Origin of the sequence: Chitinophaga sp. RCC_12, assembly GCF_041360695.1 — a bacterium.
In the GTDB taxonomy this organism is placed as follows: Bacteria; Bacteroidota; Bacteroidia; order Chitinophagales; family Chitinophagaceae; genus Chitinophaga.
In genome coordinates this window covers 101,002-123,003 of record NZ_JBFUPS010000001.1, presented here as the reverse complement: position 1 = coordinate 123,003, position 22,002 = coordinate 101,002, and the positions used below count along the sequence as shown (strand labels likewise).

Below are 22,002 nucleotides of genomic sequence, written 5' to 3'. Positions count from 1 at the left end.
GGTCTGGTTATCTGCGGTTTGTATTTCCTTCTTTCTAAAAATAAAAAATACTACGCAGGTATAATGCGCAGTATTTTTGTTTCTTTGTACAAATTATTAGTATGTCCATCAATAAACTGGCTTTGATCCGGTACAAAGCCATTGATGAGTGCCTGCGTAACCGCTATCGTAAATGGACGCTGGAAGATCTCATTGAAAAAGTAGCAGCAGTGTTGTATGATCTGGAAGGCATCAGCAGCGGGGTGAGTAAACGCACCATACAGGCGGATATTCAGCTGATGCGCAGCGATAAACTGGGTTATAATGCACCTATTATTGTAAAGGACCGTAAGTATTATGCTTACAGTGATGCGGCCTACAGCATTACTAATGCGCCCATTAACAATGCAGATGTAGATAAGATGAAAGAAATAGTAGCCGTGCTGAAACAGTTTAACGGCTTCAGTTATTTCGATGATATGAGCGACATGATTGCCCGGCTGGAAAACAACCTGTATAAATCCACCGATGCACATCTCAATTGCATCCAGCTGGAGAATAATCATCGCCTGCTGGGCTTATCGCATATCAACCCGCTTTACCAGGCAATACTGCATAAGAAAGCCCTCCTGGTAGAATATAAATCTTTTAAAGCCAGCAAGGCGCAGGAGTTTATCTGTTATCCCTACCTGCTGAAAGAATACCGCAACCGCTGGTTCCTTATCACGAGGAATAAACGAACCCCGCAGCTGGTTACCCTCGCGCTGGACAGGATCATCAGCATACAGGAACTACCGAAAGAGCAATTTATGGCCTGGGACGGAATGCCCTTTGATGAATATTATGATAACCTCATTGGCGTTACCAAAACGGAAAAAGATCCTGCACATAAAGTAGTGCTGCAAATTGATAACAAGCATGCGCCTTATGTGCTCACAAAGCCGCTGCATCATTCGCAGGAAATATTAAAGGAAGATGAACAGGCCACCATCGTGAGTATCGACGTGGTGCTGAACTTTGAACTGGAGCGGGAAATCCTGGGATTCGGGGAACAAATAAAGGTATTGTCCCCCAAATCCCTGGCTAAAAAAATTGCATTGCGACTGGCACAGGCCGCGCAGGAGTACGAATAACGCGTACGCCTGCACGATAATTTACCCGCTGACTTTATGATAAATAACTGTATCAGAAGCCAGCTGTTGTAAACGGTAACCGCCGGTATCCAGTTTCAGTTTGGGTAAAGCTTGCTGCAGCTGCCGGAGCGCCGCAGGTGTAAAGCCTGCCTGGTATACATATAACTGTTGCAGTTTTTTATTTTGCTGCAGCGATAATAATCCTTCTGCATTTACCGCCGTTCCGGCGAGATTCAGATACCGCAGTTCCCTGCAGTTGCCCAGCTCTTTTAAGCCATTGCCTTTAATGGCAGTATTCCTCAGATCGAGTCGGGTGAGCTTCTTCAGCTGACCGAGCACGGCAAACGCGCTGTCGGTGATGGCCGTACCGGAAAGGTCCAGCCAGATCAGTTGGTCCTTTAAGCCCAGTAATAACTGCATATCATGGTTGCTGAAGCCGGCGGCATTGATGGCGTCTACAGTGAGATAATGACTACCAGCGCCCACCGGCATTACTTTTACTTTTAGTGCTTCCAGGGCAGCCATTTTTTGTTCACTGGGCGCACCGGTATTTTCTTCCGGAACAAATTCCTGCTTATCCAGTGGAGTAGCGGGCTGCATTCCTTCCAGCACCGCCATGATCCGGGGCGTTTTTTCCAGTTCTTTTACTGTTTTGCCCGCGGGCGCGCCTTCCGCTATCCACCAGTGCAACAGTTCCAGTTCCTGCGGCGTTACGGATGGTTTGCCTTTTGGCGGCATCCGGTGTTCGTCTTCTTCAGGGAGTATCAGCCGTTTGAATAATTCGCTTTCTTCCGGGAGACTGTCCTTCAGCACTGGTCCGTGTTCTCCGCCTTTACGGATGAGGGCAATGGATTCCAGCCGCAGGCCGCCTTTCAGCTTCTGTTCATTATGACAGCCATAGCAACGGTTGGTAAGTACCGGCCGCACCAGGTCTTCATACAACCGGGCATCGCCAATATTCGTATAGGTGGCGGCGTTAGCCACTGCTTTATTCATGCCGGTGATCCGCTGCAACGGGGCGGGCATGGCCTGGGTGAGGTAGTCATCGCCGTGGGTAAGACTACCGCCGTAATGCCCGGCGGCGCCCAGCAGCAACACCATCAGCAATGCGGCAGGCAGTTGCAGGCGGGGAAAGCGGTGTTTGTTTCTTTCCAGCAGGTACAGCCCGGTGCTGATAACGGCTACGCCTATACCGAGATATTTATGCGTTTGCAGTAATGTTTCTTCATAGCCTCCATTGAGAGAAAGGAGGTAGCCGGTGATGCAGCTGAGTATGGCCGACAAGGCAGCCGCCAGCAATACTGCCGGCAGGGCTGTTTGTACATGCCGCCACTTTTCCCTGCGCGCCAGCAGTGTTAATATAAATGCAATAATTAAAATGCCGATAGGCAGGTGTACCAGTAAAGGATGTGAACGTCCAATAAACATACTCCAGCTGCCGCTACTGATCAATAATCTCATGGTTTGCTGTAACGTTGTTTTAGCTGGTTCATCATAAATACATTAATATCCCATTGATCGGCTACCGGCTGCCGGGTATAGGGCAGGGTAGGCAGGTAATCGGCCGGGCCGAACTCAGTGAGGAAGGTAAGCGGTTTGCCGGCGGCCTGGTGCCGTTGCACGATCTGATCCCACCAGCTGAAGTGTGCTTTCACTGCAGTGGCCCATTCCGGCGCGCGGGGATCGTTCACCTGCGGTCCTTCGGGATGCCCGATGCGGGCGTGTATATGGCCTGCGCGTGCCAATGCTTTGGCTACTGTAGCCTGCTGATCCTGCAATAAGGTTTCGTGTACATTGCACCAGTGTGAAATATCGAGGGTAAGGCGCAGGTCTGGTTTTGCATCGATGAATTTACCGGCAATATGTGCGGCAAACAACATGCGTGAGCGATGTGTTTCATGGTATACCGGAATGCCTGTTTGTTTAGATATCCGGTTGGTCATGTCTATTAATGCACTGTTTTGTTCGAAGGAGAAGTAATCCCTTCCGGAGTGGCAGTTGATATACAGCGGTTTGACTTTATTATTGCCGGTAGCTGCTTTCAGCATGGTTTCAAATTGCTGCGCGTGTTTCGTATAGTCGCTATCGTAGCCCGCGCATAAATAGCCTACTTCCAGTCCGTGTTGTTCCACTGCGGCAAATAGTTCCTGTTGGGCGGCGGTTTCGTTGGGCCACCAGATTTCGAGTCCGTCGTATCCTGCCTTTTTTGCCTGTGCGCAAAAGTCGTTGATGCTGCCGTTGTAGCCCCAGTTGGTGGCCAGTACAATAAGGCGGTATCCGTCTTTTGCGGCGGCGGCTGTTCCTGTGGCAAATGCCGGCAGGGAAGGGATACATAATGCGGAACCCAGTATGGCTGATTGTTTGATAAAATTTCTCCTGTTACTGTTCATGTACGGTTTAGCTTAGTATGGGTGTAATTACTTTTCCGCCGGTGTCTGTAAGACGGAAGGGCCGGCCCTGGAACTGGTAGGTGAGCTTTTCATGATCGAAGCCCAGCTGTTGCAGGATGGTGGCGTGAATATCGTTGATGGCTACTTTCCCTTTCACGGCGGCGTAGCCTATTTCATCGGTTTCTCCGTAGGAAAATCCTTTTTTGATACCGGCGCCTGCCATCCACATGGTGAAGGCTTCTACGTGGTGATCGCGGCCCAGGAAGGGCATGTCTTTGCCGTCCCTGTTTTCCTGCATAGGTGTTCTGCCAAATTCGCCACCCCATACAACCAGGGTTTCATCCAGCAAGCCGCGTTGTTTCAGGTCCTGCAGCAGTGCGGTAATGGGACGGTCAATTTCGCGGCATTTATTACGGAAGCCGTAGTCGATGGCCAGGTTTTCATCTGTGCCATGGCTATCCCAGCCCCAGTCGTACAGCTGTACAAACCGTACGCCTTTCTCCACGAGCTTGCGGGCCAGGAGGCAGTTGTTGGCAAATGATTCCTTGCCTGGCTGTGTACCATACATTTCATGAATATAATCCGGTTCCGTGTTGATGTTCATTACTTCCGGTACGGAGATCTGCATTTTATAGGCGAGCTCGTACTGTGAGATGCGCGACAGGGTTTCCGGATCGCCAAAGGTGGTGTATTCCTGTTTGTTGATTTCATTGATGGCATTGATAGATTCCTTGCGCAGATCCCTGCTCATGCCTTCCGGATCAGTGAGGTACAGTACGGGTTCTCCTTTGGTACGGCATTGCACGCCCTGGTATACGGAGGGGAGGAAACCGCTGCCCCATACGCTTTTGCCGGCGTCGGGGGTTTTACCGCCGGAGGTAAGTACTACAAAGCCGGGGAGGTTATCGTTTTCGGAGCCGAGGCCGTAAGTTACCCATGAGCCGATGCTGGGGCGTCCCAGCCGCGCGCTGCCGGTTTGCATGAGCAGCTGGGCGGGGCCGTGGTTAAACTGGTCTGTTTGCACGGCTTTCAAAAAGCTTACATCATCTGCCATGGTAGCGAAATGTGGCAGGTGGTCGGATACCCAGGCGCGTGATTCCCCGTGTTGGGAGAAGACGGCCTGTGGTCCCAGCATTTTGGGAACGCCGCGGATGAAGGCAAACTTTTTACCTTCCAGCAGGGAGGGAGGACATAGTTGATTATGTAATTTTTGCAAGGCCGGTTTATAGTCGAACAGTTCCAGCTGGGAGGGTGCGCCTGCCATGTGGAGGTAGATCACGGCTTTTGCCCGTGCGGGAAACTGTGGTACACGTGGCGCCATGGGGTTGCCCGCGAGGTCCAGCAAGGTTTTGGTGCTGCTGCCGCAGCTGGCCAGGAAAGAGCTGAAGGCGGCTGCGCCCAGGCCTTTCACACAGTCCGTGAGGAAGTGGCGGCGGGTGAAATACCGCAGTGTTTGATCGTTTGCTTCCTTTATCAGTCGTGCATGCTTAGTCATACCGGATCAGGATTTAGTCAGGAATTCATCCAGGTTCATAATAGCGTTGGCTACTACGGTGAGTGCTGCCAGTTCCGCTTTTTGTGGTGTATTATCTTTGTGTTGCAACAGTTTGTCGGCTTCCGCGGGTTTTTGTTTGTATTCCGCGAGCGCCTGATTATACAGTGTTTGCAATACTTTCAGTTTATTTTCAGGTAATGGTTTATACATCGCGGTTTGATAACCCCAACGGATACCCGCAGTGGCGTCGTTGCCGCCATTTTTCAGCATATGCCTGGCCAGTGAGGCGGCCGTTTCCACATATACCGGGTCGTTGAGGGTAACCAGTGCCTGTAGTGGTGTGTTGGTGCGGATGCGCCGTTGCAGGCATACTTCGCGGCTGCTGCCGTCGAAGGAGAGCATGGACGGATAGGGGCTGGTACGTTTTTGGAAAACATATACTGCCCGGCGGTACTGGTTGCCGTCGTCGGCAGTTTTCCAGTAGGCGCCGCTCCAAACGGATTGCCAGATGTTATCTGGTTGGTATGGCATGATGCTGGGGCCGTGCAGCTGGCGGTTCAGGAGACCGCTCACAGTGAGTGCCTGGTCTCTTACTTCTTCAGCTGTAAGCCTGAAATGCGGGCCTCTGGCGAGCAGGCGGTTAGCCGGATCTTTTTCCTGCAGTTCCGGTGTGCTGGCAGAGGATTGTTTATAAGCGGCCGATAATACGATTTCACGCAGCATTGGTTTTACATGCCATTTGTATTTGTGCATAAACTGGTAGGCCAGGTAATCGAGCAGTTCGGGATGCGATGGTGTGAAACCCTGTGTGCCAAAGTCTTCTATGGTTTCCACGATGCCGGTGCCAAAGATCTGTTCCCATAAACGGTTTACCATTACGCGGGCCGTGAGCGGATTTTTTGTATCGGTGAGCCACATGGCGAAACCAAGCCGGTTGCGTGGCGCTTTTGCGGGGAATGGGTTCAGCGAGTGTGGTACATCCGGTGTAACTGCTTTTCCTTTTACCATCCAGTTGCCGCGTTCAAACACGTTGGTAATGCGTGCCATTACCGGCGGATTTTCTATCATCACCGGTACGTCGTCGGGATTTTGGTTAATGAGTGTTAACCAGGTGTTGTTGATCTGATCATAACCTGGTTTCCCTTTACCGGGAATGTCGTCGCGGTAGGCGAACCATTCCACGCTGCACACCGCATCTGCGGGGTTGAGGGAAGGGTTGCGGAAAATGAGGTAAAGATCATGTGTGCCTGTTACCGGTGGCAGTGGCATACTGATGGCGAGCCGCCCGTTGGTGGGGGCCAGTGTATGTTTAATAATGGTGCGGCCATTTAAGCTGTCGAGTCTGAATTCTACGGAGCCGCCTTTGCTGCCGGTCCAGTAGTTCATGAGCAGTTGTGTTTTGCCTTCCAGGTTTTGTTTGGGAAGGCGGCAGCTGCCGTTATTCCGGATGCCCATGTATTTGGTATCCAGCAGGGCGCCGTTGATATAGTTATCGGCAACGTGGGCGTGTACTTTTGGTTCCAGTACTTTCAGGAATTCCTGTATATCTTTTGCCTGTTGGGTGGTACCGTTTTGCGCTACCCAGTCGCTTACCTTTTTTACTTCTGCCGTACTAACGCTGTCGTACAAACGAAGTTTAGGATGTTCCATGTGGGTATCTTCATCACGGGTATTATTGAGGAAGGCCATCAGTTTATAATAATCTTCAAAGCGGAAGGGGTCGTAAGGGTGACTGTGGCATTGCACGCAGGCAATGGTAACGCCCTGGAATACATCCATGGTGGTGCTTACGCGGTCCATTACGGCGGCGGTGCGAAATTCTTCATCCTGGGTACCGCCCTCGTCGTTGGTCATGGTATTGCGGTTAAATGCCGTAGCGATGAGCTGGTCGCGGGTAGGATCCGGGAGCAGGTCGCCGGCCAGTTGTTCGATGGTGAAGCTGTCGTACGGCATATCGTTGTTAAATGCGTCGATCACCCAATCGCGGTACCGCCATATTTTCCGGCTGTCGTCCCTTTCATAACCTTTGGTATCGGAGTAGCGGGCGAGGTCGAGCCACATGGCGGCCCAGCGTTCACCGTAGTGTGGCGATTGCAGGAGGCTGTCCACTATTTTTTCATAGGCGTGTTCGTCGGTGCTGGCGGCAAACTGCTGTGCCATTTCAGGTGTTGGCGGCAGGCCGGTAAGATCGAGGCTTACGCGGCGGAGCAGGGTCATTTTATCTGCTTCCGGGGAGGGCTTCAATCCTTCCTGTTTCAGTTTTTCCTGTATGAAGTGGTCTATTTCGTTGCCGTTGGTAATAGTAATATCAGGTACCGGAACATTTTTGGGAGATATATACGCCCAGTGTTCTCCCCATTCCGCGCCCTGTTTCACCCAGCGGGTGAGGATATCTATTTCTGCGCTGGTGAGTGGTTCTCCTTTCTGCGGCATCCGTTCTTTTGGATCTTTGCAGGTAAGGCGGCGGATAAATTCGCTTTTTTCGGGATGACCGGGAATGATGGCGGGCTTGCCGGATTTGGTAATGCCCAGGGCTTCTTCCCGGAACAGCACACTGAATCCGCCATTTTGTTTTACTCCTCCGTGGCAACTGATACAATGCTTGTTAAGCACTGGTTTTACCTCGGTACTGAAGTCTACTTTTTTATCGGTATGGCAGGCGGCAAACAGCAGGCCTGCCCCCACTGTTATGGTGAGGCTCACTGTAATCCTCAACGTGGAGAAATGGAACATTGTTTTTTTCATTGACGTCCGTAAAAATAAGCCGGGGCCATCGAATAGTGGCTAGATGATATGCTGATTATGATGGATTATCTTACGGTCAGAACTTCCTTTCCCGGTACTGATTGGGGGATACACCCATCACCTTGGTAAACATCCGGGAAAAGTAATAGGGGTCTTCCATGCCAAGCTGCGCGGCTATTTCCTTGATACGTGATTGTGTGAAGAGCAGGTACTGGCAAGCCTTCTGGACTTTCAGCTGGTTGAAGTATTCGATGGGAGAGAAGCCCGTATTGGTTTTAAAGAGATAGGAGAAGTGTGATTGGGAGAGGTTTACCGCCTGAGCCATTTGTTGCAGGGTAAGCATCTGATCGAGGTGCTTATTCATATAATCGATGCACTGGTCAATGGCATCGTGTTGCTGGGTGGGCTTCCCGGGCTGCGTGAAGTCCGGGTAAATGCAGGACGACAGGAACGACCAGAAATTCATGTTGGACCACACCAGGTTTTCATCGCGGTAACCCCGCTGCAGCTGGTGGTAGATCCGCTCAAACAGCTGGATCCTTTCGGGGGAATGGGGAAGGAATACCCGGTTGCCATTCCATTCCCTGACCGCCGATTGTACGATCCCATCTGCGCTGGTACCCTGGAAATGCGCCCAGTAGATGGTCCAGGGATCACTTTCATCTGCGCTGTATTCATGCGCCCATTTGCGGGGCAGCAGGAAGCAATCGCCCGCCTGGATAGCATATACCTCTTTTTTCAGCGTGATACTGCCTTTACCCTCCACACAATAAATCAGGATGTGCTGCTCTGCCCCCTGCGCTCTTTTGCGGTGGTGGAACAATGCCTTCGGATAATAACCGATATCGGTGAGGTGCAAGGGGGTGAGCGCCGCTTCCCGGGCACATTTCCTGCTCAGGATATTACGCGGTATCACGATCATCCGCTGGCCCTGAAAGCCTTCTTTCTTCCTGATCATAACGCAGCCGGTTTTCTTCCCAAAGTAAGAAAATCCATTTTTATAACAATATTCGGTAGCGGAGGTTGTCTTACTCAGGATTAAACTTATTTCATTGATTACGCTGATTTGATCACTTTTTGATTTTAAAAGATTGGGGAGATAAAAGCGGGTTTTGTCTTACTCAGGATTAAACTTATTTCATTGATTACGCTGATTTGATCACTTTGGGATTTTATATGATTTGGGAGATAAAAGCGGGTTTTGTCTTACTCAGGATTAAACTTATTTCACTGATTACGCTGATTTGATCACTTTTTGATTTTAAAAGATTTGGGGAGATATAAGCGATAATTTCGCTTATATCTCCCCAATCATTTAAAATCCTTTATAAAATCTAAAAGTAAAAATCAGTAAAATCAGCGTAATCAGTGAGAAAGACAAAATCCGCGTCTCCGCTTTTATCTCCCCAAATCATATAAAAAATCCAAAGTGATCAAATCAGCGTAATCAGTGAAATAAGTTTAATCCTGAGTAAGACAACCTACGCTTTATTCTACAATCTCCACACCCAGCCCATCCAGCAGTGACAACGCATTCGGCAAACTGAACTTCGCCTTTCTTATTTTATTGGTGTGTACATCAATGGCATACCGTTGTGCGCCCACAAAGTTAGCCTGGGTGAGGTCTGTGTCGGAAAAGCGGGCTCCCGCCAGATCGGTGCCGCGGAAATCCGCCTGCGATAAATTGCAGCCGGAAAAATCGGCTTCATCTGCCTGGCAGTGAAGGAAGATTCCTTTTTTCAGGTTCTTGCCAGAAAAACTGCAGTAGCTCAGGCGGCTGTGGTGAAATTCTACGGTAAGTGAGTTGCGGGCATTATGCCAGGCAATACCAATGGCTTTGGTATGTTGCAGGATCACTTTGTTGAAAGAAGTTTGTTTGAATTGTATCAATGATAAATCGCATTCTTCAAAGGTGCATTTATCAAAAGTACATTCTTCAAAAACGCATTCCTTCAGACTGCATTTATAAAAGTGACAATCGTAGAACTCCCTGCCCGAGATGGTTTTGCCTTCCCAGATGATATTCTCAAATTTTTTATGTTCGTGTGAAATTTCCTGATCGTAGCCGGACACGGTGAAAAGTTTAAGGTGTGAAGGTAGGGATTATGTTTTAGCCGTGAAGGCGTAAAAAAATCATTTTGTGAGCCTGAATAGCTAAATACTGAATATCTTTACGTTTGCTTCCGGGATGTAGAAATGGAGAACCGTTCAAACAGCATACAACGAAAAATTATTCATATTGATATGGATGCGTTTTACGCGTCTGTAGAGCAGCGCGATAACCCCATCTACCGCGGCAAAGCCATTGCGGTGGGCGGTTCGCCGGAAGGCCGGGGTGGAGTAGTGGCCACTGCCAGCTATGAGGCGCGCAAATTTGGCGTACGTTCCGCGATGCCTTCCAAAAGAGCGTTGCAGTTATGTCCGGAGTTGATTTTTGTGCGCCCCCGGTTTGATGCTTACAAGGAGGCTTCGCGGCATATCCGGGAAATATTTTCCCGTTATACCGATCTGATAGAACCTTTATCGCTTGATGAAGCTTATTTGGATGTGACGGAAGACAAGCAGGGTATCGGCTCTGCCATTGAAATTGCCAAACTGATCAAGCAGGCCATCCGGGATGAGTTGCAGCTGACTGCGTCGGCGGGCGTGTCTGTCAATAAGTTTGTGGCTAAAATAGCGTCGGACCTCAATAAGCCGGACGGGCTTACGTTTATCGGGCCATCGTCTATTGAATCGTTTATGGAAACGCTGGTGGTAGAGAAATTTCATGGCGTGGGAAAGGTGACGGCAGATAAGATGAAAAGGATGGGACTCTTCACCGGGGCTGACCTGAAGAAGTTGTCGGAGCAGGACCTGAAAACCCATTTTGGCAAGGTGGGCAGCTTTTACTACCGGATTGTGCGGGGCATAGATGACCGCGAGGTGCAGCCACACCGGGAAACCAAATCGCTTGGCGCGGAGGATACGTTCCCCTACGATCTTACCGTGATCGCTGATATGGAAGCAGAGCTGGAGAAGATCGGGAAAACCGTATACGACCGGCTGCAGCGCTATAACCTGAAAGGCCGCACTATTACCCTGAAAATAAAATACAGTGATTTTAAACAGATCACGCGGAATCAATCCTTTCCGTTTCCGGTGGGAGATTACGATATCATTGTAGACACGGCAAAGCAATTGCTGGCAGCTACTTATCCGGAAGATAAGCGAATCCGCCTGTTGGGCATTACCCTGTCTAATTTCAATGATGCGCCGATGAACCAGGAGAAACTTCCTCCGTCAGGACAGCTTTCGTTGTTCAATTTTGATGAATAGCGAATGTGAAAACAGCCATGGCTACATGACGAGGTTGTTACGCCAGAATTCAGGTAAGTCTATTTCTGTTTCAATTTCTTCGCTTCGTTCCTGCATCAGGTCGAGCAGGTTTTTGTGAAGGTCGGGATGTTCTTCCCAGAAAGCAGCAGGAACGTCGAGTACAGCTTTCAGCAGGTCGCCGGGATACATACCGGCAGTTACCAGTACATCGTTTTGTAATATCTCCAGTGCTAAAGGAACCAGGTAGGAAGGATTAAAGGATTGTCCGATTAAGATCCGCAATTCGCTTGCGGCTAATTTTACTACTGGTACTTTAACTAAGGCAAGACATTTCTGAACTATTCCCGAATCTTGATCTGTGGCCGGTGCCCAACTCTTATTCTCCAACTGCTCCAAAGATTTATATCTCCAGATATCTTTCTTATTCATAAAAATGTGTCTCTCTTTTCGTGCTATAAAATAATTAATTATGAAGATGATTTCAACGCGCAATTTTTTCTTTTGATGGTGATCATCTGTCAGAACCTGCGGAGTATTGCAGGTGTTGCGGTAGCCAGTCAGCGCCGGCGGTTATAAGAAACCAGGATCAACAGGTATAAATATAATGAATATTGTTGATGGCGAAAGAAAATTTTCCACCTTTAACATTTTATGTAACAAAACGGGCCGTTAAATGAACATAAATGGTCGTGCAGGTATGATTTATATAAAAATCCCCTGACCACGCAGCCGGGGATTTTCGTATAATCTGTTCCGTTATTATACAGCCCGTTGGTATTTTGGCAGCACCAGCAGTTTCACGATGCTATGCGCTGCGGCCGACAATACCAGTGCTATCAGGACAAGCAGGGATGCTTTACCGGGGGTATCAAATACATCGATTACGCCGGAAACATTTTTACCGGCAAAAAGGATGGCAATGACACAGGCCAGGCCTCCTGTAATCCACAGGGTAATATGCGACCACAGGTATTTTTGTTTTTGAAATCCTTTTTTTCCAAATGAGGTAAACAGGAGATAAACGTGGGCCAGGAAGAATAGGGCGGCTAAGACAGTAAGTGTTGTGAGCATTCTGGTTAATTTAGGTAATGGAAAATAATCACTTGTCCTAAAATATAGAATTATTTCCACATGTACAAATGGTTGCGCACAACACCCTGCCTGCTTTATTCAAATTCACTGATGATGAGTTCCCGGCTGATCATCGCGCCGGCCAGGGTTCCTGCCGCTACTGATATGGCAACACTCCTGAAAGGATTAGTGGCATCGCCGGCTGCGTATACGCCTGCTACCGTGCTGGCCTGGAATTCGTTCACTACAAGATACCCTTCCGGCGTAAGTTCGCATCCCAGCACCTCCGGAACGTTGCAGTGTTGCCGGAAAGCAGGTTTATGATATAAAGCATTCAGCGCCTGGGTGCTGCCATCTTTAAAAAGGAGTTCACTTATTTGTCCGCCTGCCTGTTTAATTTCCGTGATTTCTTTTTCATCCACCGCGATCCGGTGTTTCTGTAGTTTTCCGAGTTGTTCCGCGGTGAGTGTGGATGGGCCATTGGTGAATATAGTCAGCTGATTGGTCCAGTTGCGGATCATTTTAGCATATTCAAAAGCGCCGTCGCCATTGGCCAGGATACCGGTGGGGGTGTCTTTTATTTCATAGCCATGGCAATAGGGGCAATGCAGTGCGGAAATCCCCCAGCATTCTGCAAATCCTTTAATAGCGGGCATTTCATCTTTTACGCCGGTAGCAAACAGGAGTCTTTTAGCGGTAAACTGTTCGCCTGCAGCGGTGGTAACTGTAAAGCCTTCCGTGGTGGGAGTGGCGCCGGTGATTGCTCCTTCCTGGAAACGTACGCCTGAGTATTGCAATACCTGGGCTTTGGCAGTAGCCGCTATGGCAGCGGGCGTAGCGCCGTCCTGGGTGAGAAAGTTGTGGGAATGCGGCGTTTGCCGGTTGCAGGGTTTGCCGCTGTCTACTATCAGTACCTGCCGGCGTGCGCGTCCCAGGGCCATGGCGGCCGACAAGCCCGCATAGCTGCCCCCGGCAATGATCACATCGTATGTTTGCATATGGTGGTATTTAATATGATGTAAGAAGACAAAAATAAGATATTGCAACTTTGTTGCAAAATTAAAATGCGTCATACGTTATCGCCGGCGTTGGCGCGGATGGTGGAAATATGTTCTGCTATAAGGTGAAGGCGGTAATAGTATTTTTCAAAGATATCATCGTACATGCGGTGCCTGTTTTCCAGGAAGGCGTTCAGGGCTTCATAAATAAACTCTTCAAAAGTATGGTGTTCACTCACTTTGATCACGCATTCAAACACGGGCTCCATGCTGGTGGCAAACTTCGTTTTCACCTGGATATCCGCCATACAGGTGATCATATCTTTATACAGGTGAGTGGCTTTGGCAAACGGAACATAATGGATAGCGGTAAACCCATCTTCATCATACACGTATTTATTCACATCTTCCGACAACAAAAACTGCACTATCTCCCGGTTATTATTATGACGGGTAGCCAGCAGCAAAGGGGTATCCATACTGGCCAGTACAAAATTGAAGTGGATGTTGTGCTCGATGAGGATCAGCAGTATATCGGTGATGGCCGCCAGCCGGTGATGTTTGAAGATATAAGCAATGGCAAACAGGTAATCGGCGTTGCTGACGTGCAGGGAGGCGCCTTTTTTCAGCAGGTATTGTACTGCCTGCGGCTTATTAGCGCCTACTGCACAGAAAATGATTGGAATAATACCTTCCTTTTTATAATGGATGTCGGCCCCGCCTTCTTCAATCAGCAGTTCGGCTGCCTCAAAAAATATTTCCTGGTATTCCAATAAATCGCATAGTAGTTGTGACCGTTCCTCCCGTGAAAAAAACGAAAGATTATATCCAAGGAGGGTGATCATTTCATCTGGCTCCTGACTGTTTCTTAGCTTACGTTTCAGGTCGTACAGTGAAATTTTTTGCATAGCGTTTTCATAGTGTAATATCAGCTGGGAGAGAACCATTACGTAGGATGAAAACGTGGCTGCAATGATACTGCAATATTATCAAAAAAAGTCATTTGTTTTCCTGGTGTCTCCAAAGCTCCTGGAAAGCGGCACTATTGGCGCGCAGGTAATGGAAAGTACCTTCGGATACAATGCGGCCCTGGTCCAGCACGTAGATATAATCGAACTGCGGGAGCAGGTGGAGCCTATGCATGGCTGAAATAATGGCTTTATCGGAAAATGCCTGGAACATTTTTTCGTAGATCATGGCTTCGGTTTTGGGATCTACGCTGCTGGTAGGTTCATCCAGGAGGATCACCTGGCTGTTGCGTGCTGCGAGAATGCCACGGGCAAGCGCCAGCCGTTGTTTTTGTCCGCCGGAAAGGTTCACGCCTTTTTCACGGATATCGGAAGCCAGTCCCTGTGGCAGCATTTCCACCACCTCTGAAAAGTGGGCGCTGCTGCACACAGCCATGATTTCATCCGGCTGAAACGGCAGACCGAGCGTAATATTATATTCGATGGTATTTTCAAAGATTTCGGGTTCCTGCGGGAACAGGGTGACGCTTTCATTCACGGTAGCCAACGGTAATGCGGCTCCGTTTACCTGTATCATCACGCCGGGTTCAGGCTCATAGAGTCCGCGTAAAATAGCCAGCAACGTACTTTTTCCACTGCCGCTTTCCCCAATTAAAGCAATCTTTTTTCCTTTCTCCACCAGGATATGGAGGTCGTGTAGCCGTTGCGGCGCTGCGTTATCCTCATAGGTAGCCGTGTGCGAAAAGCTCAGGGAGCTGATGGAAATCTGCTGCCAGTCGGCCGGCAGTTCCGGTGCAGCGTCTGCCCGGTGGTGCTGCGTATAGGCGTCGCTGATATTGCCGGCGGTATCCACCGCGGTATTGTATTGCACTACGTCGGTATATTGCCAGGCAACATCCTGGAACACGCTGGTGAACTGATTTACATAGCCCAGCAAGGTGACGAGTCCCGCTACATAGAATATTTCTCCCGGTACCCAATGCTGGAAAACATAACCTATAGCAATAACACAGTAAATAAGTGAAATCATCATTTCTGCTACAAACCATTTCCATTCGTTGATCACGGTGTTTTTCCGGAAGGGTGGCCATATGCGTTTTATCTTTGCCAGTAAACCGTTTTCCATGCTCTTTTCCAGCCGCAGGGTAATAACGGTCATGATATTGGAAAGGCTGTCGAACAGCGTGGCAGATACTACGTGTTCGCCTTCATTTATTTCATTGAGTGTTCTGATAAAGGGGCGGTCGAACCGCAGCACAATCCATATACATAGCACGCCCAGCGCAATGCCGATACTTCCATAGAGGGGAGAAAAATACAGCATGGCGATCATGGAAAACAGGAGTTTACAGATCGCGTGGAGGTACATAAAGCCACGTTCAAAGAACTCTTTCAGGGCTTCGTATGCTTTTCTGATACGGTTGATCACGGCGCCGCTATGGTTATCCTGGTGCCATTTTACAGGAAGATGGAGGGCCTGGTGATAGCGTTCCTGCAGGAAGTTCCGGCTCAGGTTAAATGCCAGGTGGCGCTCCATTACGCGGGCGGGGCCATGAAAGCACCATTCCAGGAGTTTAAGTCCGAAGTAGGAGGCGCCAAAGATCATTGTATAGCGGGGCAGATGGGGGCTGTCGCGTTGTATGCTCCCGATAAACCAGCCGAACAGCACGGGGTTCAGGGAAAAGATCACATTGGCCATCAGGAAAAGGAAATAGACCAGCAGATATTTCTTACGCTCTTTCCGGGCATATTTCCAGGCGGTTTTCAGTAACGAGACATATGGGTTGGGCATGTTTCCGGGTTTAATCATTGGCCCTTAAAAGTAATGTTTTACGCTCAATTTGTATCGCTATGGCGATGAACAAAACGGAGTTCCTTGCTGTTATGGTACGATATTAGCACTTCCTCTTACGTAAAAACTTACCATATGAAAAGGTTCTTTGTATTAAAAACAATGGTGCTCCTGCTGATGGGAGCCGTTATATCCACCGGCCTTTTTGCACAGGAAACAAAAGCGCAGCAAAAAGCGGATAAAGTAGCTAAGATCAAATCCCTGATTGACTCGCAGGATTACGTTTTTGTAGCACAGAATGCCCTGCCCATGAGTGGCCGCATGCGTAATCTTACATCGGAGTACAACGTAATAGTAGCGGCCGACTCCGTAATCAGCTACCTCCCTTATTTTGGCCGTGCCTACACATCGGTGGACTATGGCGCCACCAGGTCGCCACTGGATTTCAAAACCAAATCTTTCGACTATAACGCCACACCCGGCAAAAAGGATGGCTGGAATATTACCATTAAGCCCAAAGATCACAGATCGGTACAATCGATGAACCTGAGTATTTCCAGCGAAGGCTATGCATCGCTCCAGGTAACCAGCAGCGACAGGTCGCCGATCAGTTTTAACGGGTATATAACAGAAAGAAAAGTTAAAAAGAAGAAATAACGCAGAGCGGAGGTTGTCTTACTCAGGATTAAACTTATTTCATTGATTACGCTGATTTGATCATTTTGTGATTTTAATAGATTTGGGGAGACGCGGATTTTGTCTTTCTCGCTGATTACGCTGATTTTACTGATTTTTACTTTTAGATTTTATAAAGGATTTTAAATGATTGGGGAGATAGGAGCGAAAATATCCGCTTCTATCTCCCCAAATCTTTTAAAATCCAAAATGATCAAATCAGCGTAATCAATGAAATAAGTTTAATCCTGGGTAAGACAAAACCCGCTTCTATCTCCCCAAATCTTTTAAAATCACAAAGTGATCAAATCAGCGTAATCAATGAAATAAGTTTAATCCTGAGTAAGACAACCTCCGCACAAATCCTTACATTAGCGTAGCAATAAATTTTTCTGCAGATGGACAACCATGTAAAGATTACGACGCTGTTCCTCGACATAGGTGGCGTATTATTAACCAATGGATGGGACAGGGCCGCGCGTAAACTGGCTATACAAACTTTCGGGCTGGATGCATTGGAAACGGAAGAACGGCATCACCTTACCTTTGATACTTACGAAGAAGGTAAACTTACGCTGGATGAATACCTGAGCCGCGTAGTGTTTTATGAAGACAGATCCTTTAGCCGCCAGGATTTCCGCGAGTTTATGTTTGCCCAGTCAGCGCCATACCCGGAGATGCTGGAGCTGATTCCACAGCTGAAAGAAAAATACAAACTGAAAATTGCTATCGTTAATAATGAAGGCAGGGAGCTGAACGAACATCGGATCCATCATTTTAATATCAGCCGTTTTGTCGACTTTTACATTTCTTCCTGCTTTGTACATTTCCGCAAACCCGATGCAGATATCTATAAGATAGCACTCGATATTGCACAGGTTAAACCTGCAGAAGTAGTGTATGTGGAAGACCGCTCCATGTTCATCGATGTAGCTGCGGGTCTTGGTATCAACGGCGTTTGCCATACGGACTATGAAAGCACCGTGAAAAAACTGGCGGCTTTCGGATTGGCGTTGTAGATTGTCGCGGATTTTGTCTTTCTCAGGATTACGCTGATTATACTGATTTTTACTTTGGATTTTTTTTGGATTTTTAGATTTAATAATTAAGGGAGATATAAGCGGACAAATTCGCTTTTATCTCCCTTAATCCTTTATAAAATCTAAAAGTAAAATCAGTATAATCAGCGTAATCAGCGAGAAAGACAAAATTCGCTTTTATCTCCCTTAATTCTTTATAAAATCCAAAAGTAAAATCAGTATAATCAGCGTAATCCTGAGAAAGACAAAATCCGCTTATATCTCCCCTAATAATTAAATCAAAAAAAATCCAAAAGTAAAAATCAGCATAATCAGCGTAATCCTGAGAAAGACAAAATCCGCCAGGTTTTTTACCGCTGGTGTAATTTTTTTGCCCCCACTGACTACTTTCTTGTAATTAATTTCTATTTTGGCACCCGTGATCAAAATTAGTCCAGTCCCACGTTTAGCGATAGTTGAGAATTTAAATTTCATTAACAATTGGGGTTGCCTATATAGAAAATAATGATGTATTGGCTATAGAGCTAAATGCATTTAGCAATCAATGTAAACTTTTTAAAAAAATCCAGATCTATGCTTAGATGGAACAAGTTCCGTCCAAAGTTGAAACAGTTACGTGTGTACGACCGGAGAACTTTGGTATTGATTTTAAGTATTGGCAGTTGTCAACAGATGATGGCACAGAACAAATTGCCATTAACAGATTTATCTGCATTTCAGCAGCCCGCAGCCAACTGGCGTTTAGCCGGAGGCGTTAAAGCAGACCTGCAACAGAACAACCTGCTGCAAACAACTGCAGGTACAGGCATCCTGGTAAACCTGCCTGAAAAGAATGCACATGGACAGGACCTTTTCAGCACATTGCAACACGGCGACCTGGATCTCGAACTGGACTACATGATGTCCAAAGGCTCTAATTCAGGTATTTATTTACAGGGAAGATATGAAATCCAGCTGCTCGACAGCTGGGGTACCTCAGCTCCCCGCGCCTCCGACAACGGAGGTATCTACGAACGCTGGAACGACAGCAAACCGGAAGGACAGCAAGGCTACGACGGTCATGCTCCCCGTCAGAATGTTAGCCGCGCGCCAGGCTTATGGCAGCACATGAAAATTTCATTCCAGGCGCCCCGCTTTGATGCCGCCGGCAATAAAACCGCCGATGCCGTTATCCTGAAGCTGGAACTGAACGGCGTAACCATCCAGGAAAACGTAGTGCTTTCCGGACCTACCCGCGGCGCCGTACAAAATAATGAAGTGGCTTCCGGCCCGCTCCGTATCCAGGGAGACCACGGCACCGTGGCTTTCAGGAACATCGTGATCAATAACTATAGCGCTCCCAGACCAACACTGGAAGGCGTAAAATACAGCGTGTACAAAGGAGGTTTTGATAAAGAACCCGACTTTGCTACCCTGAAGCCCTTAACTACCGGAACTTCCGCGCTGCTGACCTCCAACATTGCAGGTTTACCGGACAACGACTTCCTGGTGCGCTACACCACTACCATCTCCATTAAAACCGCTGGTAAATACAACTTTAACCTGCATACCTCCGGCGGTGGCGGCGTATTGAAGGTAAATAACCAGCCTGTTGTCACACCACGGGGCTGGGATGGCCACGGCAGCATTGAATTACAACCCGGCAGTTACCCGGTGGAAGTGCTGTACGTCAAAAATACCGACTGGGCAAAACCGTCCATCACTTTATCCGTGAGCGAAGCCGGTATCCGCGAATTTGTGATCAGCGATGCCAACGTACCGGTGGATGATCCTACTGATCCTATCCTGGTAATAGCCAACGAAAACACCGTGTTGCGCAGTTTCATGGATGTACCTGGTGGTAAACGCGTGGTACACGCCGTATCTGTGGGCAGTCCTGCCAAAGTGCATTACACCTACGATATGGACAATGGCTTACCCTTCCAGGTATGGCGCGGCGAATTCCTGAACACTACGCCTATGTGGCACGACCGCGGCGATGGTTCTTCCCGTCCGCTGGGTACTGTGCAGGTGATTACGAATCAACCTGCGCTGGCCATTGGTAAACTGGCCAACAAAGAAACTGCCTGGATCGCGGATACTGCCGGTACCGGCTTCCGTCCAACCGGCTATTCACTCGATGAAAGCGGCAAGCCTACTTTCCGCTACAATATCTATGGTACTGCGGTAACAGACGATATCAGCGTGCTCCCGGAAAACCAGGGTATTCACCGTACCGTTACGGTGCAGCAACCTGCATCCGACCTGTATCTGCGTATAGCCGAAGGCGATAGTATTGAGCAGGTGTCTCCCGGATTATATGTGATCGGCGACAAATCTTATTATGTGAAGATGGATGATGCCAAAGCGAATCCTATTATCCGCAACCAGAACGGCCGCGCGGAGCTGATAGTGCCGGTACAGGCGAAAACAGGTTATGCGGTTATCTTCTAAGCAGCAACACTAATGACTATTATGAAACTGAATTATAAAAGAATTACAGCAGGAATAGCCGCAGGTATGTTCCTGATGACAACGGCCATCACGCCTGTAAAAGCACAGGAGTCCCCGAAGGAAGAGGACTTTTTCCGCATTGCGCGTATCAGCTCACCCGAAGGCACCCTGCTGGAAGTAGGTGGTTTATGCACTCTTCCCAATGGCGACCTGGGTGTAGCTACCCGCCGCGGCGATATATTTATAGTAGAGAATCCTACCAGCAAAACACCCTACTTCAGGAAAGTAGCTTCCGGGCTGCATGAAGTACTGGGACTGGCTTACAAAAACGGTTCCCTCTACTGCGCACAACGCGGTGAACTTACCAAAATGACCGATACCAACATGGACGGTAAAATGGACCTGTTTGAAACCGTATACTCCTGGCCTTTATCCGGTCACTATCATGAGTACAGCTTTGGTCCGGTTCTGGGCACAGACGGCTCCTTCTTTGTTTCCGGCAACGTTGCCTTCGGCGATGAAGAATGGTGGCGTGGTGAAAGCAAGGTACCCTGGAGAGGCTGGATGATGCATATTACTGAAGACGGTAAAATGGAACCATTTGCGACCGGCTTCCGCTCTCCGTGCGGACTTGGTATGATCGATGGAGAACTGTTCTACACAGAAAACCAGGGCGACTGGATGGGGTCCGGTGGTTTAACCCACGTGAAGAAGGGAAGTTTTGTTGGACATCCCGCGGGCTTACGCTGGACCAATCTGCCCAATTCCCCGGTGAAACTCACCACGGAAGAACTTTACAGCAAAGTAGATCCGCGTTTCCGCAGAGATGCGAATGGTCGTGCTATCAAGCCTGAAAACGTAGAGAACGAAAAGTTTGTGACGCTGTTTGATATGAAGAAATATTTCCCTGAAGTACAAGTGCCCGCTGTTTGGCTGCCACACGGTATTTTAGGTATTTCCAATGCACAGCTGACCACGATTCCCGAAGGAGCCTTTGGTCCGCTTGCCAAACAGGTGCTGATCGGCGATCAGGGACAGAGCAAAATTGTACGTGTATTCCTGGAGAAAGTAAAAGGTGAATACCAGGGCGCTGCCTGGGATTTCAGAAGCGGCTTCCAGTCGGGCGTACTGCGCCTCGCCTGGGGTAAAGACGGTTCTCTCTTTGTAGGTGAAACCAACCGTGGATGGGGTTCTGCCGGTGATGCCAACCAGGGCCTGCAACGCCTGGTATGGAACAACAAAGTGCCGTTTGAAATGAGAACGGTAAGCGCCATGCCCGATGGTTTTGAAATTACGTTCACTTTACCGGTAGATAAAAAGTATGCAGAAGATATCGCTTCTTACAATGTAGAGAGCTTTATCTATAAGTATCACCCGGTATATGGCAGTCCTACTGTTAATTCAGAAAAGCTGACCATCAAAGGTGTACAGGTATCTCCCGATGGTATGAAGGTTCGCCTCGTGATCGACGGGCTGCGCCAGTACTACATCCATAAGCTGTCGCTGAATGGTATCCGTACCCAGGAAAATTCTTATTCACTGGTACATCCTGACGTGTACTACACCCTGAATAACATTCCTGATGGTGCAAAGCTGGCAGTTGCTGCACTGAGCACTAAAAACTCTGCTGCCAAACCGGCTACTACGGCTACTAAGGTGGCAGATGCAAAAGCAGCTTCCACAGCAGCTAAACCAGCTCCTGCAAAGACGCTGACCTACGAGCAGATCAAGCCGTTGCTGAACAAGTACACCTGTTCATCCTGCCACAATCCTGATAAAAAGCAGGTGGGACCTGGTTTCCGTGATGTAGCAAAAAGAAATTATTCTGTTGCCAAGATCCTGTCGCTGATTAAAAACCCACAGGCGGAGAACTGGCCTGGCTATGCTACGCCAATGCCTCCGTTCCCGCAGGTGCCGCAGGCGGATGCCACGAAAATTGCTACGTGGATCAATTCACTGAAATAATTA

At 48.5% G+C, this 22,002-nt stretch carries 18 protein-coding genes; 6 read left to right on the top strand and 12 right to left on the bottom strand.

Annotated features, from left to right (window positions below):
• The first annotated feature begins 101 nt into the window (after window positions 1-101).
• Window positions 102-1,112 carry a helix-turn-helix transcriptional regulator gene (locus AB6805_RS00455; RefSeq protein WP_370907491.1) on the top strand — a complete coding sequence of 337 codons (1,011 nt, stop codon included), beginning with the start codon at window positions 102-104 and terminating at the stop codon, window positions 1,110-1,112.
• 21 nt (window positions 1,113-1,133) lie between these two features.
• Here the strand turns inward: AB6805_RS00455 and AB6805_RS00450 are convergent, their stop codons facing one another.
• The 6 genes from AB6805_RS00450 to AB6805_RS00425 all read right to left on the bottom strand — a co-directional run bounded on the left by AB6805_RS00450 (window position 1,134) and on the right by AB6805_RS00425 (window position 9,815).
• Window positions 1,134-2,573, bottom strand: a complete 1,440-nt coding sequence (locus AB6805_RS00450; RefSeq protein ID WP_370907490.1) for a c-type cytochrome domain-containing protein — start codon at window positions 2,571-2,573, stop codon at window positions 1,134-1,136.
• Window positions 2,570-3,502 carry a sugar phosphate isomerase/epimerase family protein gene (locus AB6805_RS00445; protein ID WP_370907489.1) on the bottom strand — a complete coding sequence of 311 codons (933 nt, stop codon included), beginning with the start codon at window positions 3,500-3,502 and terminating at the stop codon, window positions 2,570-2,572. Before AB6805_RS00445 ends, AB6805_RS00450 begins: the two co-directional genes overlap by 4 nt.
• A 7-nt stretch (window positions 3,503-3,509) precedes the next feature.
• The gene (locus tag AB6805_RS00440; RefSeq protein WP_370907488.1) at window positions 3,510-4,997 is read right to left on the bottom strand and encodes a DUF1501 domain-containing protein; all 1,488 of its coding nucleotides are present in this window, start codon (window positions 4,995-4,997) and stop codon (window positions 3,510-3,512) included.
• Window positions 4,998-5,003: 6 nt separating this feature from the next.
• Window positions 5,004-7,742, bottom strand: a complete 2,739-nt coding sequence (locus AB6805_RS00435) for a DUF1553 domain-containing protein (RefSeq protein ID WP_370907487.1) — start codon at window positions 7,740-7,742, stop codon at window positions 5,004-5,006.
• A 76-nt stretch (window positions 7,743-7,818) separates the two neighbouring features.
• Entirely contained in the window at window positions 7,819-8,700 is an 882-nt protein-coding gene (locus AB6805_RS00430; RefSeq protein WP_370907486.1) for a helix-turn-helix domain-containing protein, read from the bottom strand.
• A 530-nt stretch (window positions 8,701-9,230) separates the two neighbouring features.
• On the bottom strand, window positions 9,231-9,815 hold the full coding sequence (locus tag AB6805_RS00425; protein WP_370907485.1) for a pentapeptide repeat-containing protein: 585 nt from the start codon (window positions 9,813-9,815) through the stop codon (window positions 9,231-9,233).
• A 123-nt stretch (window positions 9,816-9,938) separates the two neighbouring features.
• Between AB6805_RS00425 and dinB the strand changes: the two genes are divergently transcribed.
• Window positions 9,939-11,057, top strand: coding sequence for a DNA polymerase IV (dinB, locus tag AB6805_RS00420; RefSeq protein ID WP_370907484.1), 1,119 nt, complete (start codon window positions 9,939-9,941; stop codon window positions 11,055-11,057).
• A gap of 21 nt (window positions 11,058-11,078) precedes the next feature.
• Here the strand turns inward: dinB and AB6805_RS00415 are convergent, their stop codons facing one another.
• The 5 genes from AB6805_RS00415 to AB6805_RS00395 all read right to left on the bottom strand — a co-directional run bounded on the left by AB6805_RS00415 (window position 11,079) and on the right by AB6805_RS00395 (window position 15,886).
• Complete coding sequence (locus tag AB6805_RS00415) at window positions 11,079-11,486, bottom strand: contact-dependent growth inhibition system immunity protein (protein WP_370907483.1); 408 nt, start codon at window positions 11,484-11,486, stop codon at window positions 11,079-11,081.
• Window positions 11,487-11,816: 330 nt separating this feature from the next.
• A complete protein-coding gene (locus AB6805_RS00410; RefSeq protein ID WP_370907482.1) occupies window positions 11,817-12,128 on the bottom strand; it encodes a hypothetical protein in 312 nt (103 codons plus the stop codon).
• Window positions 12,129-12,223: 95 nt separating this feature from the next.
• A complete protein-coding gene (locus tag AB6805_RS00405; RefSeq protein ID WP_370907481.1) occupies window positions 12,224-13,126 on the bottom strand; it encodes an NAD(P)/FAD-dependent oxidoreductase in 903 nt (300 codons plus the stop codon).
• Window positions 13,127-13,197: 71 nt separating this feature from the next.
• A complete protein-coding gene (locus tag AB6805_RS00400) occupies window positions 13,198-14,034 on the bottom strand; it encodes an ankyrin repeat domain-containing protein (protein ID WP_370907480.1) in 837 nt (278 codons plus the stop codon).
• Between the two features lie 91 nt (window positions 14,035-14,125).
• Complete coding sequence (locus AB6805_RS00395) at window positions 14,126-15,886, bottom strand: ABC transporter ATP-binding protein (RefSeq protein ID WP_370907479.1); 1,761 nt, start codon at window positions 15,884-15,886, stop codon at window positions 14,126-14,128.
• 135 nt (window positions 15,887-16,021) lie between these two features.
• On the opposite strand from AB6805_RS00395, the gene AB6805_RS00390 reads away from it, so the two are divergent.
• On the top strand, window positions 16,022-16,543 hold the full coding sequence (locus AB6805_RS00390) for a DUF4251 domain-containing protein (protein ID WP_370907478.1): 522 nt from the start codon (window positions 16,022-16,024) through the stop codon (window positions 16,541-16,543).
• A gap of 416 nt (window positions 16,544-16,959) precedes the next feature.
• Window positions 16,960-17,580 carry an HAD family hydrolase gene (locus tag AB6805_RS00385; RefSeq protein WP_370907477.1) on the top strand — a complete coding sequence of 207 codons (621 nt, stop codon included), beginning with the start codon at window positions 16,960-16,962 and terminating at the stop codon, window positions 17,578-17,580.
• A gap of 294 nt (window positions 17,581-17,874) precedes the next feature.
• Here AB6805_RS00385 and AB6805_RS00380 read toward each other — a convergent pair whose 3' ends face one another.
• Entirely contained in the window at window positions 17,875-18,075 is a 201-nt protein-coding gene (locus AB6805_RS00380) for a hypothetical protein (protein ID WP_370907476.1), read from the bottom strand.
• Between the two features lie 99 nt (window positions 18,076-18,174).
• Here AB6805_RS00380 and AB6805_RS00375 point away from each other — a divergent pair, with 99 nt between their 5' ends.
• A complete protein-coding gene (locus tag AB6805_RS00375; protein WP_370907475.1) occupies window positions 18,175-20,034 on the top strand; it encodes a family 16 glycoside hydrolase in 1,860 nt (619 codons plus the stop codon).
• Between the two features lie 21 nt (window positions 20,035-20,055).
• Window positions 20,056-21,999 carry a hypothetical protein gene (locus tag AB6805_RS00370; protein ID WP_370907474.1) on the top strand — a complete coding sequence of 648 codons (1,944 nt, stop codon included), beginning with the start codon at window positions 20,056-20,058 and terminating at the stop codon, window positions 21,997-21,999.
• The last annotated feature ends 3 nt before the right edge of the window (window positions 22,000-22,002 follow it).

Bases quoted from the DNA above. Each gene is read 5' to 3' on its own strand.
- AB6805_RS00395 (WP_370907479.1), bottom strand. From the start codon at position 15,886: ATGCCCAACCCATATGTCTCGTTACTGAAAACCGCCTGGAAATATGCC.
- AB6805_RS00435 (WP_370907487.1), bottom strand. From the start codon at position 7,742: ATGAAAAAAACAATGTTCCATTTCTCCACGTTGAGGATTACAGTGAGC.
- AB6805_RS00430 (WP_370907486.1), bottom strand. From the start codon at position 8,700: ATGATCAGGAAGAAAGAAGGCTTTCAGGGCCAGCGGATGATCGTGATA.
- AB6805_RS00370 (WP_370907474.1), top strand. From the start codon at position 20,056: ATGAAACTGAATTATAAAAGAATTACAGCAGGAATAGCCGCAGGTATG.
- AB6805_RS00455 (WP_370907491.1), top strand. From the start codon at position 102: ATGTCCATCAATAAACTGGCTTTGATCCGGTACAAAGCCATTGATGAG.
- AB6805_RS00400 (WP_370907480.1), bottom strand. From the start codon at position 14,034: ATGCAAAAAATTTCACTGTACGACCTGAAACGTAAGCTAAGAAACAGT.
- AB6805_RS00410 (WP_370907482.1), bottom strand. From the start codon at position 12,128: ATGCTCACAACACTTACTGTCTTAGCCGCCCTATTCTTCCTGGCCCAC.
- AB6805_RS00405 (WP_370907481.1), bottom strand. From the start codon at position 13,126: ATGCAAACATACGATGTGATCATTGCCGGGGGCAGCTATGCGGGCTTG.
- AB6805_RS00450 (WP_370907490.1), bottom strand. From the start codon at position 2,573: ATGAGATTATTGATCAGTAGCGGCAGCTGGAGTATGTTTATTGGACGT.
- AB6805_RS00380 (WP_370907476.1), bottom strand. From the start codon at position 18,075: ATGAAATTTAAATTCTCAACTATCGCTAAACGTGGGACTGGACTAATT.
- AB6805_RS00375 (WP_370907475.1), top strand. From the start codon at position 18,175: ATGCTTAGATGGAACAAGTTCCGTCCAAAGTTGAAACAGTTACGTGTG.
- AB6805_RS00445 (WP_370907489.1), bottom strand. From the start codon at position 3,502: ATGAACAGTAACAGGAGAAATTTTATCAAACAATCAGCCATACTGGGT.
- dinB (WP_370907484.1), top strand. From the start codon at position 9,939: ATGGAGAACCGTTCAAACAGCATACAACGAAAAATTATTCATATTGAT.
- AB6805_RS00390 (WP_370907478.1), top strand. From the start codon at position 16,022: ATGAAAAGGTTCTTTGTATTAAAAACAATGGTGCTCCTGCTGATGGGA.
- AB6805_RS00440 (WP_370907488.1), bottom strand. From the start codon at position 4,997: ATGACTAAGCATGCACGACTGATAAAGGAAGCAAACGATCAAACACTG.
- AB6805_RS00415 (WP_370907483.1), bottom strand. From the start codon at position 11,486: ATGAATAAGAAAGATATCTGGAGATATAAATCTTTGGAGCAGTTGGAG.
- AB6805_RS00385 (WP_370907477.1), top strand. From the start codon at position 16,960: ATGGACAACCATGTAAAGATTACGACGCTGTTCCTCGACATAGGTGGC.